The sequence below is a fragment of the Streptomyces sp. NPDC058650 genome, from assembly GCF_042717315.1.
GTDB lineage: Bacteria > Actinomycetota > Actinomycetes > Streptomycetales > Streptomycetaceae > Streptomyces.
Map to the genome: position 1 here is coordinate 449,217 of NZ_JBHXRL010000004.1, position 10,575 is coordinate 459,791.

General features: G+C 72.5%; 13 protein-coding genes and 3 tRNA genes. 10 read left to right on the plus strand and 6 right to left on the minus strand.

Annotated elements, in window-relative coordinates:
- Positions 1-142 precede the first annotated feature (142 nt).
- Genes htpX through ACFWWU_RS10315 form a run of 3 tightly spaced genes read left to right on the plus strand, consistent with a single transcriptional unit; the run spans position 143 to position 2,444 of the window.
- Positions 143-1,006 (plus strand): zinc metalloprotease HtpX, encoded by an 864-nt coding sequence (htpX, locus tag ACFWWU_RS10305; RefSeq protein ID WP_384141827.1) that lies wholly within the window; start codon positions 143-145, stop codon positions 1,004-1,006.
- Positions 1,003-1,395 (plus strand): YccF domain-containing protein, encoded by a 393-nt coding sequence (locus ACFWWU_RS10310; protein WP_384141830.1) that lies wholly within the window; start codon positions 1,003-1,005, stop codon positions 1,393-1,395. Before htpX ends, ACFWWU_RS10310 begins: the two co-directional genes overlap by 4 nt.
- The gene (locus tag ACFWWU_RS10315; RefSeq protein WP_384141833.1) at positions 1,395-2,444 is read left to right on the plus strand and encodes a hypothetical protein; all 1,050 of its coding nucleotides are present in this window, start codon (positions 1,395-1,397) and stop codon (positions 2,442-2,444) included. Before ACFWWU_RS10310 ends, ACFWWU_RS10315 begins: the two co-directional genes overlap by 1 nt.
- On the opposite strand, the gene ACFWWU_RS10320 is transcribed toward ACFWWU_RS10315, so the two are convergent.
- From ACFWWU_RS10320 to ACFWWU_RS10335, 4 genes are all read right to left on the minus strand, one after another.
- A complete protein-coding gene (locus tag ACFWWU_RS10320) occupies positions 2,410-3,648 on the minus strand; it encodes an APC family permease (protein WP_384141836.1) in 1,239 nt (412 codons plus the stop codon). The two genes, ACFWWU_RS10315 and ACFWWU_RS10320, sit on opposite strands and share 35 nt — an antisense overlap.
- An 18-nt stretch (positions 3,649-3,666) precedes the next feature.
- Positions 3,667-4,299: an alpha-ketoglutarate-dependent dioxygenase AlkB family protein gene (locus ACFWWU_RS10325; protein WP_384141838.1), complete on the minus strand. Its 633-nt coding sequence runs from the start codon at positions 4,297-4,299 to the stop codon at positions 3,667-3,669.
- Positions 4,296-4,802: a methylated-DNA--[protein]-cysteine S-methyltransferase gene (locus ACFWWU_RS10330; protein WP_384141841.1), complete on the minus strand. Its 507-nt coding sequence runs from the start codon at positions 4,800-4,802 to the stop codon at positions 4,296-4,298. Before ACFWWU_RS10330 ends, ACFWWU_RS10325 begins: the two co-directional genes overlap by 4 nt.
- A 95-nt stretch (positions 4,803-4,897) precedes the next feature.
- A complete protein-coding gene (locus ACFWWU_RS10335; RefSeq protein WP_141295791.1) occupies positions 4,898-5,389 on the minus strand; it encodes a YajQ family cyclic di-GMP-binding protein in 492 nt (163 codons plus the stop codon).
- A 169-nt stretch (positions 5,390-5,558) separates the two neighbouring features.
- Between ACFWWU_RS10335 and ACFWWU_RS10340 the strand changes: the two genes are divergently transcribed.
- Positions 5,559-5,640: transfer RNA gene (locus ACFWWU_RS10340), tRNA-Tyr, on the plus strand.
- Between the two features lie 75 nt (positions 5,641-5,715).
- Here ACFWWU_RS10340 and ACFWWU_RS10345 read toward each other — a convergent pair.
- Positions 5,716-6,372: an NAD(P)H-binding protein gene (locus ACFWWU_RS10345; protein WP_384141844.1), complete on the minus strand. Its 657-nt coding sequence runs from the start codon at positions 6,370-6,372 to the stop codon at positions 5,716-5,718.
- Between the two features lie 2 nt (positions 6,373-6,374).
- Positions 6,375-7,664 (minus strand): amidohydrolase family protein, encoded by a 1,290-nt coding sequence (locus ACFWWU_RS10350; RefSeq protein WP_384141846.1) that lies wholly within the window; start codon positions 7,662-7,664, stop codon positions 6,375-6,377.
- Positions 7,665-7,893: 229 nt separating this feature from the next.
- Here ACFWWU_RS10350 and ACFWWU_RS10355 point away from each other — a divergent pair.
- From ACFWWU_RS10355 to ACFWWU_RS10380, 6 genes are all read left to right on the plus strand, one after another.
- Positions 7,894-7,966, plus strand: a tRNA-Thr gene (locus ACFWWU_RS10355).
- Positions 7,967-8,010: 44 nt separating this feature from the next.
- A tRNA-Met gene (locus ACFWWU_RS10360) sits at positions 8,011-8,083 on the plus strand.
- Positions 8,084-8,169: 86 nt separating this feature from the next.
- Positions 8,170-8,334 carry a 50S ribosomal protein L33 gene (rpmG, locus tag ACFWWU_RS10365; protein ID WP_158989327.1) on the plus strand — a complete coding sequence of 55 codons (165 nt, stop codon included), beginning with the start codon at positions 8,170-8,172 and terminating at the stop codon, positions 8,332-8,334.
- A 109-nt stretch (positions 8,335-8,443) separates the two neighbouring features.
- Positions 8,444-8,896 carry a MaoC family dehydratase N-terminal domain-containing protein gene (locus tag ACFWWU_RS10370; protein ID WP_384141850.1) on the plus strand — a complete coding sequence of 151 codons (453 nt, stop codon included), beginning with the start codon at positions 8,444-8,446 and terminating at the stop codon, positions 8,894-8,896.
- 2 nt (positions 8,897-8,898) lie between these two features.
- A complete protein-coding gene (locus ACFWWU_RS10375; RefSeq protein WP_384141853.1) occupies positions 8,899-9,327 on the plus strand; it encodes a MaoC family dehydratase in 429 nt (142 codons plus the stop codon).
- Positions 9,328-9,383: 56 nt separating this feature from the next.
- Entirely contained in the window at positions 9,384-10,469 is a 1,086-nt protein-coding gene (locus tag ACFWWU_RS10380; protein ID WP_384141856.1) for a UDP-N-acetylmuramate dehydrogenase, read from the plus strand.
- Positions 10,470-10,575 lie beyond the last annotated feature (106 nt).

The window sequence follows — 10,575 nt, forward strand, 5'->3', positions numbered from 1 at the left end:
CGAACGGCCCGCAGTACGCCCCGGTGCGGCCGGGGGAACCCGAACCTCCCGCCTGGCGTTGACCAGTACGGGAGGGTCCACTGGACGAGTGGACCACCACGAAGCAAAGGGTTCCCCTGCCGCACCACTTGGAGGGCGTACCGTGCACCGCCGGCACAACGGGCTGAGGACCGCCGTCCTCCTCGGAGGGCTCTCCGCCCTCATCATCGTCATCGGCAGCTTCTTCGGACGGACGGGGCTGATCGTCGCGCTCTTCGTGGCGCTCGGCACCAACGCGTACGCGTACTGGAACAGCGACAAGCTGGCGCTGCGGGCCATGCGGGCCCGCCCGGTCAGCGAGTTCGAGGCCCCCGCGCTGTACAAGATGGTGCGCGAGCTCTCCACGCAGGCCCGCCAGCCGATGCCGCGGCTCTACATCTCGCCGACCCAGGCACCCAACGCCTTCGCGACCGGTCGCAACCCGCGCAACGCCGCCGTCTGCTGCACCGAGGGCATCCTCGCGATCCTCGACGAGCGCGAACTGCGCGGGGTCATCGGCCACGAGCTGAGCCACGTCTACAACCGGGACATCCTCATCTCCTCGGTCGCCGGCGCGCTCGCCTCCGTGATCATGTTCCTGGTCAACTTCGCCTGGCTGATCCCCGTCGGCCGCTCCAACGACGACGACGGCCCGGGACTCCTCGGCATGCTGCTGGTCATGATCCTCGGCCCGATCGCCGCCTCGGTCATCCAGCTCGCCATCTCCCGCTCCCGCGAGTACGAGGCGGACACCTCCGGCGCCCAGCTCACCGGCGACCCGCTCGCCCTGGCCAGCGCCCTGCGGAAGCTGGAAGCGGGCACCAAGCAGCTGCCGCTGCCGCCCGAGCCCCGGATCGAGACCGCGAGCCACATGATGATCGCCAACCCGTTCCGCCCCGGTAAGGGCATGTCCAGGATGTTCTCCACCCATCCGCCGATGGCCGAGCGCATCGCCCGACTCGAACAGATGGCAGGTCCCCGCCCGTGAAGACCGTCCTCAATGTCATTTGGCTCATCCTCTGCGGGTTCTGGATGTTCCTGGGCTACATGCTCGCGGGCATCCTGCTCTGCATCACGATCATCGGCATCCCCTTCGGCCTCGCCGCGTTCCGCATCGGCATCTACGCCCTGTGGCCCTTCGGGTACACGGTCGTCGACCGCCGCGACGCGGGAGCCCCCTCCTGCGTCGGAAACGTGCTGTGGCTGATCCTCGCCGGCTGGTGGCTCGCCCTCGGCCACATCGTCACCGGCCTCGCCCTCTGCATCACGATCATCGGCATCCCGCTCGGCATCGCCAACTTCAAGCTGATCCCCGTCTCCCTGCTCCCCTTCGGCAAGGAGATCGTCCCCACGGACCAGGCGTTCGCGGCCCGCTGATGCAGTTCCCCCGCTACGCGCTGGTTCCCGCCCCCGGCGACCCCGCCCTCCACGCCCTGGCCCTCTGCACGGACGTGGCGGGCCTCTTCGCCGAACCCGCCCGACCCGCCCGCGTCCGCTACGAGCTCCGCGGCTGCGAACCGCGCGGCGAGCTGTCCCGGGCCGTCACCCAGGCGGTCGTCGAGGGCACCGCGCCGTTCGGCACGCTCGTCGTGGACCTCCACGGCACCCCGTGGGCCCTCGCGGACACCCGGGTCCTCGGCATGCGCGGCGACGTCGTCACGGTGGAGGCGACCGGCGAGCCGCGCCGCGCCCACCACGCCGCCGACCCGGTCCCGTGCGGCAACCTGATCCCGGTCACGCGCGCCGCACCCGAGGAGGAGACCCACACCGACGTCACCTTCGTCGGCTGCTCCCCGCGCGGCGAACTCCGCGACGCCCTCGCCGCGGGCGCGGAGGAGTTCCGCGAGGTGCGCTACCAGGGCCTCACCCGGATCGGGAACCACCACCACGAGGGCGAGGCGGGCCGCATCACCGGCTGGGACACCTCCGCCCGCCACCGCGGACTCCTCGACCTCACCCTGTCCTTCCCCCGTACGCGCCTGGTGCCGTCCGCGACCGGCGAGATATGGGACCTGTTCTGGCACGCGAGGCCCACCGAGCCCGGCACCTGGCGGCGGTTCACCGGCGCGGCGCGCGGCGAGTGGCTGGACCGGGCCGCGGCCCACGGCTCGTACGGCGCCCCGGAGCTCGTCCCCGGCGCCACCTACCACCTCGACGGCACCGACATCGTCGACGAGGACTCGTTCCGGTGCGCGCTGGGGGAGGCCGTGCTCGGCCCCGGCCGCTGCTTAGCGGCGGGAGCCCCCGGGGCGGTCGGCGCGGGGGCGGTCGGCGCGGAGCTGGCCGGCGCCACCGTCGTCTGGCACCACGCCGACGTGGCCCGCGCCTGCCTGGGCGTCCTGCCCTACGGCGGACACCGCCCCGCGACCTTCCAGGAGCTCGTCGACGACCTCACGGTCGCGGGTGTACGGCTCGTCCTCGACTGACCGCCCACGCCACGACCCCCGCCGCGAGGACCCCGGACCCCACGAGGACGGACCCGAGCGGCAGCGCGAAGGCGAGCACCGCGCAGCCGGCGAGCCCGAGCGCGGCGAGCGGCCGGTTCCGGCCCCCCAGCGTCCAGGCGGAGGCGTTCGCGATGCCGTAGTAGACGAGCACGCCGAAGGACGAGAAGCCGATCGCGGCCCGCACGTCCGCCGTCGCCGCCACCACGGCCACCACCGCGCCCACGGCGAGCTCGGCCCGGTGCGGCACCCGGAAGCGGGGGTGCACGACGGCGAGCCCGCCCGGCAGGTACCCGTCCCGCGCCATCGCCAGGGTCGTCCGGGACACCCCGAGGATCAGCGAGAGCAGCGAGCCGAGCGCGGCGACCGCCGCGCCCACCGTGACGAGCGGCACCAGCCACCCCGCGTCCGCCGCGCGGGCCGCGTCGGCGAGCGGCGCGGGGGAGTCGGCCAGGGCGGCGGGCCCCAGGACGGTGAGCACGCTCACCGCGACCGCCGCGTAGACGGCGAGCGCGATCCCGAGGGCCACCGGTACCGCCCGGGGGATCGTGCGGGCCGGATCGCGGACCTCCTCGCCGAGCGTGGCGATGCGCGCGAACCCCGCGAACGCGAAGAAGAGCAAACCGGCGGCCTGGAAGACCGAGCCCGCGACGACCTCTCCGCCGAGCGTCGGACGCGCCGCCTCACCGGCCCCGAAGGACACCACGACCACACAGGCGAGGACGGCGAGAACCACCGCCACGACGACCCGCGTGAGCAGCGCCGACTTCTGAACTCCCCGGTAGTTGACGGCGGTCAGGGCCACCACGGCGGCGACCGCCACCGCGTGCGCGTGGGCGGGCCACAGGTACGCCCCGACGGTCAGCGCCATCGCCGCGCACGAGGCCGTCTTGCCGACCACGAAAGCCCAGCCGGCCAGGTATCCCCAGAACGAACCCAGACGTTCGCGACCGTACACATAGGTGCCGCCGGAGGCCGGGTAGAGGGCCGCGAGCCGGGCCGAGGCCATGGCGTTGGCGTACGCGACGACGGCGGCCACCCCGAGCGCCCAGAGGAGCCCGGCCCCGGACCCGGCCGCACCGGCCGCCGGCCCGAGCGCCACGAAGATCCCCGCCCCGACCATCGAGCCGAGCCCGATCACGACCGCGTCGAAGACACCGAGCGACCGGCGCAGTTCCTCTGTCATGGACGTCAGACTAGGCGGTCACCAACCGGTCTCACGCAGCGTGATGTTGAGCCGCCCCACCAGGCCGAGCGCGGGATCGGCCGTCCCCGGGTGGACCGTGGGCACCCCGTGATGGACCCACCGCGAGGCCCCGCCGAAGACGAAGAGGTCACCGGAGGCCAAGTCGACGTCCCGGTAGGGCCGGCCGCGGTTCTCCGCGTTCCCGAACCGGAAGACGCACCGGTCGCCGAGACTCAACGACACCACCGGGGCCCCGGACCGCTCTTCCTTGTCCTGGTGCATGCCCATCCTCGCGCCGGCCCCGTAGAAGTTCACGAGCGCGGTATCGGGAGCGAAACCCGCGTGCTCCCCGTCCTCCCCGTACGCCTCGACGACCGCCTCCCGCCCCAAGGCGGCCAGCCAGCCGGGCAGTTCGACGCCGACCGAGTCGAGATAGCGGTACGGCTCCCACTGCCGGCCCAGGCACAGCGACCGCACGGACATGACGCCCCCGCCCGGCAGCACGGTCCGCCGGTACGACACCGGGCCGCGCCCCCACTCCCGGCAGGCGTCCACCAACTCCCGCTGCCGCGCGAGCGACAGCCACCCGGGTACGTGCACGGCCCCGGGCGCGACGACGGCCCGCTCGCGAGGAAAGAGCCCCTCGCTCACGCGGACCCCGCAGGGGCACCCTCAAGTCCCAGCAGCCGCTGCTTCCGCTCGAGCCCGGCGGCGTACCCGCGCAGGCTCCCGTCGGCCCCGATCACCCGGTGGCAGGGCCGCACCACGAGCAGCGGATTGCGCCCGATCGCGGTGCCCACGGCCCGCACCCCGGCCCCGGCCGAGCCGACGAGCCGGGCGACGTCCCCGTAGGAGACGGTCGTCCCGTACGGGATCTCCTCCAGGGCCCGCCAGACGCGCCGCTGGAACTCCGTACCGCCGCCCAGGTCGTACGGGATGTCGAACCGTTCCCGCCGCCCGGCGAAGTACTCGTCCAGCTGCCGGGTGACGTCCTCGAACGCCCCGGGCGCGCACGTCCACCCGTCCTCGACCTCGACACCGCCCTTCTGCCCCGGCAGGGACAGCGAGCGCAGCACGGCACGGCCCCCTTCGGCGAGCTGCCCGACCAGCAGCATCTCGCCCAGGGGGCCGTCGACGTACGCGTACACGGTCATGACTGGTTCCTCTCCCCGCACGGGTCTTCCACGATCCAGTGTGCGGGGCCCGCCGACGCTCAGGCTGGCGGAATTCGGACACGAGCCTCGACGGGTCAGCGGTAGTTCACGTACTGGAGGGCGAAGTCGAAGTCCTTGCCCTTGAGCAGCGCCTGCACGGCCTGCAGGTCGTCGCGGCTCTTGGAGCTGACGCGCAGCTCGTCGCCCTGGACCTGTGCCTTGACGCCCTTGGGGCCCTCGTCCCGGATGGCCTTCGCGACCTTCTTGGCGTTCTCCTGCGAGATGCCCTCGGTGATCGACGCGAAGAGCTTGTACTCCTTGCCGGACAGCTGCGGCTCACCCTCGACGTCCAGCGACTTCAGCGAGATGCCCCGCTTGATCAGCTTGGTCTGGAAGATGTCGAGGATCGCCATCACGCGCTCCTCGCCGTTCGCCTGCATCAGGATCTTCTCGCCCGACCAGGAGATGGAGGCGTTGGTCCCCTTGAAGTCGTAACGCTGGGAGATCTCCTTCACGGCCTGGTTGAGGGCGTTGTCGACCTCCTGCCGCTCGACCTTGGACACGATGTCGAAACTGGAGTCGGCCATGACTCATGGCTCCTTGCTCGGTTGCTGTCGGGTACAGCCCAAAGCCTAGGGGGTTCACCGCGACTCGAACCGCTGATCAATCCGGTGGCGGACCACCCCCGGGGATCAGGTATTGTTTACGTCGTTGCCACGGAACACCGCGAAAGCGGCTCCACGGCAGCGATCTCATGGCGATGTGCCCGAGTGGCCAATGGGAGCGGACTGTAAATCCGTCGGCTTAGCCTACCCAGGTTCGAATCCTGGCGTCGCCACGTGAAGAAGGTCCCCGGTGTTCGCACCGGGGACCTTCACTCGTTTCCGGGCCTCGCGGCTCCGGGTTGCCCGGGTCAGTTTCCGGCCACGTCCTTCACGGCGACCGAGAGCGGCGTCGAGCCGCTGGTCAGTTCCAGGGTCAGGCCCGCCGTCGCCGGCGTGTCGAGGAGTTCGGCGAGGACCGCCGCCACGTCGTCGCGCGGGACCATGCCCCGGCCCGTCCGGGCCTCCAGGCGGACCAGGCCCGTGCCCGCGTCGTTCGTCAGGGAGCCCGGGCGCAGGATCGTCCAGTCCAGGGCCGTGCGGGCGCGGACCGTGTCGTCGGCGGCGCCCTTCGCGCGGAGGTAGGCGTCGAAGACGTCGGTGCCCGGGTGGGACGCGTCCGCGCCCATCGAGGAGACGACGACGTAGCGCCGTACGCCCGCCCGCTCCGCCGCGTCCGCGAAGAGCACGGCCGCCGCGCGGTCCACCGAGTCCTTGCGGTCCACCGAACTCCCCGGCCCCGCGCCCGCCGCGAAGACCGCCGCGTCGGCGCCCTGGAGCACCGCCGCGACCATCTCCACCGACGCCGTCTCCAGGTCCAGGATCACCGGCTCGGCGCCCGCCGCCCGTAGGTCGTCGCCCTGCTCGGGCCGGCGGATGATCCCCGCGACCTCGTGTCCGCCCGCCGACAGCAGCCTCTCCAGGCGCAGGGCGATCTGTCCGTGTCCTCCAGCGATGACGATGCGCATACTCACGACCGTACGACGGGACCGGCCGGAGGGCTCCCCGGCTCGGGCGGCTGCGGCCGCTCCGGCCGCACCTGCCGCGGCAGGTCCAGGGCGGCCGCCGAGTCGCAGTACTCCCGCACCGCGCTCGTCCGGGCCACCACCCGCCCCCGGTGCACCACGATCCGGCTGTACGCGAGGGACAGCACGCCCGCGAGCCGCTCGCCGCGCACCGCGAGCAGCTCCGCCGGGAAGCCCGCCTCGACCCGCACCTCCGGCAGCCCCATCGCGGCCCGCGCCCCAGCGCTCACCGCCGCGTACGCCTCCTGGGGCGGCAGCCCGCCGAGCGAGGCGAGCAGGTACGCCGCCTCCAGCGGGTCCCCGCGCCCCACCGGGTTGGACATGTCCCGCAGCGCCCCGCTGCCCGCCGCGACCCGCACCCCGGCCGCCCGCAGCAGCCGGACCGGTGCCGCGCCGCGCAGCTCCGTGCTCCCGCAGCCGCCCTGCGGCAGGCACACCACCGTCACCCCGGCCGCCGCCAGCTGGTCCGCCGCCCGCCGGGCCGCGTCGGCGGGGAGCCGGCCGAGCCCGGCGCACGGCCCGATCGTCACCCCGGGCCGCAGCCCGCCGGCCATCGCCGCGAGCCGGGCGAGCCGGGCCGGGTCGTCCCCGTCGGTGTGCAGGTCGACCGGGCAGCCGTGCTCGGCCGCGACCTCCAGGACGGCCTCCACGTATCCGGCCGGGTCCGGGTCGAGGTCCGGGCAGCCGCCGGCCACGCCGGCGCCCATCTTCACCGCGTCCCGCAGCATGGCGAGCCCGTCCGCGCCCGCGACGCCGGTGAGGAGCCGGGGGACGGCGACGGCCGTCAGGTCGGCGAGGCCGCGCAGCGAGCGCCGGGCCTGGAGCACGGCTTCGAGCGGGCCGAGCCCCTGGACGTCTCCGATGCGCACGTGCGCGCGGAGCGCGGTCGCGCCGTGGCCCAGCTGGAGCAGGGAGGCCTCGGTGGCCCGCCGCTGGACCTCCTCCGGGGCGTACGAGACGGGGCCCGGGGTGTCGGCGGAGAGCGCGGTGTCGGCGTGGGCGTGGGGTTCGGCGGCGGCGGGCAGCAGCAGATAGCCGGCGAGGTCGACGCGGGAACCGCCGACGGCGCTGAGGCTGCCGGCCGTGCCCACGGCCTCGATCCGCCCGCCGACGAGCCGTACGTCCACGGTCCGGCCGTCGGTGAGGCGTGCGTGGGAGAGCAGGAGCGAGGCCGAGTCGGCGGTGGTGGCGGCCCCGTCCTCGGGCGGCTGGGGCTGCTTGCTGTCGGCTGACATCGGGCTCCTCAAGGCTCCTCAAGATCAAGATCGCGCAAGGTGGGGCAGAGCCTAGGGGGGCTCGGACCGACCTTCGAGGAGGAGCGCAATAGTCGTACCGATGAGTCCACGAGTGGCGTACGTGACGCCTGGTGAGAGCCCTCGCGGGTGCCGGGGGAGAGCCGTCGGGAAGGCGCGCGGAAACGGATTTGGGTGATGGGCGGAAGACCGTGTAATGTCTTCCTCGCTCGCCCCAATAGCTCAGTCGGTAGAGCGTCTCCATGGTAAGGAGAAGGTCTACGGTTCGATTCCGTATTGGGGCTCTGGTGAGAAGGACCCCGCCCTCGGGCGGGATCCAGATCATCAAAGCGGTGTAGCTCAGATGGTAGAGCAAGCGGCTCATAATCGCTGTGTCACCGGTTCAAGTCCGGTCACCGCTACACACGGTAGCCGATTGTGGGGTCGGTCCTTCGATCGGCTACTCTTTTATGCGTTCATCCGTCCCATCCGTCCAAGGAGCACTCACGTGGCTGCCACCGACGTCCGCCCGAAGATCACGCTGGCCTGCGTGGAGTGCAAGGAGCGGAACTACATCACCAAGAAGAACCGGCGTAACAACCCGGACCGTCTTGAGATGAAGAAGCACTGCCCCCGCTGCAAGTCGCACACGGCGCACCGCGAGACGCGCTAATCAGGCTCGTACACGAGGCCGTCCCCACCAGGGGGCGGCCTCGTGTCGTTTGTCGGCACGATCGGCAACACCGGCAACATCGGCAATGAATCCAGGAGGTATCGAGCCCATGGCGCTCGACCAGTCCTTCGTGGGCCGGACCTATCCGCCCACCGCGGCCTACGAGGTCGGCCGCGAGAAGATCCGCGAGTTCGCCGAGGCGATCGGTGACGCCAATCCCGCGTACACCGACACCGAGGCGGCCAAGGCGCTCGGGCACTCCGATGTGATCGCCCCGCCCACCTTCGTGTTCGCCATCACGTTCAAGGCGGCCGGTGCCGTCATCGAGGACCCGCAGCTCGGCCTCGACTACAGCCGCGTGGTCCACGGCGACCAGAAGTTCGCCTACACCCGGCCCGTGGGCGCCGGGGACCGGCTCTCGGTCACCTCCACCATCGAGGCGATCAAGTCCCTCGCGGGCAACGACATCCTGGACATCCGCGGCGAGGTCCACGACGCCTCCGGCGAGCACGTCGTGACCGCCTGGACGAAGCTCGTCTCCCGCGCACCCGAGGGGGCCTGACCATGACCGCCAAGATCGCCTACGACGACGTCGAGGTCGGCACCGAGCTGCCCGCGCAGAGCTTCCCCGTGACGCGCGCCACGCTCGTGCGGTACGCGGGCGCCTCCGGGGACTTCAACCCCATCCACTGGAACGAGAAGTTCGCGGTGGAGGTCGGCCTCCCCGACGTCATCGCCCACGGCATGTTCACCATGGCCGAGGCGGTCCGCGTCGTCACCGACTGGGCCGGCGACCCCGCCGCCGTCGTCGAGTACGGCGTCCGCTTCACCAAGCCGGTCGTCGTCCCCAACGACGACCAGGGCGCCCTCGTCGAGGTCAGCGCCAAGGTCGCCGCGAAGCTGGACGACCGGAAGGTGCGGGTCGACATCACCGCGATGAGCGCCGGGCAGAAGGTGCTGGGGATGAGCCGGGCCGTGGTCCGGCTCGCCTGACAGCCGTGCACGAGAGCCCCGTCGCCCCACGGTGTCGGGGCTTCTCCCTTTCCCCTGTGGCAGTGGCCCGTACTCTTGAGCCCGTGCAGCTTCTCCACGACGCCCCCCTCGCCCCCCTGACCACCTTCCGGCTCGGCGGTCCCGCCGCTCGGCTGGTCACCGCCACCACCGACGACGAGGTCGTCGCCGCGGTCCGCGAGGCCGACACCTCCGGGACGCCGCTGCTCGTCATCGGCGGCGGATCCAACCTGGTCATCGGGGACAAGGGCTTCGACGGCACCGCGCTGCGGATCGCCACCACCGGCTTCTCCCTCGACGGGACCCGCCTCGAACTCGCCGCCGGCGAGGTCTGGACGGACGCCGTCGCCCGGACCGTCGAGGCCGGGCTCGCCGGGATCGAGTGCCTCGCCGGCATCCCCGGCTCGGCCGGCGCGACCCCGATCCAGAACGTCGGCGCGTACGGGCAGGACGTCTCCGCCACCGTCACCGAGGTCGTCGCCTACGACCGGCGCGCCGAGGAGACCGTCACCCTCACCAACGCCGAGTGCGCCTTCTCGTACCGGCACAGCCTCTTCAAGGACCACCCCGAGCGGTACGTGGTGCTGCGCGTCCGCTTCGAGCTGGAAGACGCGGACGGGATGTCGGCGCCGATCAAGTACCCGGAGACCGCCCGCGCCCTCGGCGTCGAGGCGGGCGACCGCGTGCCGCTCGGCCAGGCCCGCGAGACCGTGCTGCGGCTGCGCGCCGGCAAGGGCATGGTCCTGGACCCGGAGGACCACGACACCTGGTCCGCGGGCTCCTTCTTCACCAACCCGATCCTCACGAACGACGAGTTCGACAGCTTCCGGGCCCGTGTGGCAGAGCGGCTCGGCCCCGACGTCGCCCCGCCGGCCTTCCCCGCGGGCGAGGACGGCGCAGTGAAGACCTCCGCGGCCTGGCTGATCGACCGGGCCGGGTTCACCAAGGGGTACGGCACCGGGCCCGCCCGGATCTCCACCAAGCACACGCTCGCCCTCACCAACCGCGGCGAGGCGACCACCGAGGACCTCCTCGCCCTCGCCCGCGAGGTCGTCGCCGGGGTCCGGGACGCCTTCGGGATCACCCTCGTCAACGAGCCCGTCACCGTCGGGGTCGAGATCTAAGGCCCTAGGGTCTGTCGTTTGGATCATGCCGGGCTCGCGGCGCCTGGCACCGCGCCTCGCCGCGTTGTCGTCACTCGCCGACGTCCCCCGTAGCCCTTCGGGCACG

What these genes read in the sequence shown, in the direction of transcription:
- ACFWWU_RS10315 (WP_384141833.1), top strand. Translation starts at nt 1,395, where the DNA reads ATGCAGTTCCCCCGCTACGCGCTGGTTCCCGCCCCCGGCGACCCCGCC.
- ACFWWU_RS10320 (WP_384141836.1), bottom strand. Translation starts at nt 3,648, where the DNA reads ATGACAGAGGAACTGCGCCGGTCGCTCGGTGTCTTCGACGCGGTCGTG.
- ACFWWU_RS10330 (WP_384141841.1), bottom strand. Translation starts at nt 4,802, where the DNA reads ATGACCGTGTACGCGTACGTCGACGGCCCCCTGGGCGAGATGCTGCTG.
- ACFWWU_RS10335 (WP_141295791.1), bottom strand. Translation starts at nt 5,389, where the DNA reads ATGGCCGACTCCAGTTTCGACATCGTGTCCAAGGTCGAGCGGCAGGAG.
- ACFWWU_RS10345 (WP_384141844.1), bottom strand. Translation starts at nt 6,372, where the DNA reads ATGCGCATCGTCATCGCTGGAGGACACGGACAGATCGCCCTGCGCCTG.
- ACFWWU_RS10350 (WP_384141846.1), bottom strand. Translation starts at nt 7,664, where the DNA reads ATGTCAGCCGACAGCAAGCAGCCCCAGCCGCCCGAGGACGGGGCCGCC.
- ACFWWU_RS10370 (WP_384141850.1), top strand. Translation starts at nt 8,444, where the DNA reads ATGGCGCTCGACCAGTCCTTCGTGGGCCGGACCTATCCGCCCACCGCG.
- ACFWWU_RS10375 (WP_384141853.1), top strand. Translation starts at nt 8,899, where the DNA reads ATGACCGCCAAGATCGCCTACGACGACGTCGAGGTCGGCACCGAGCTG.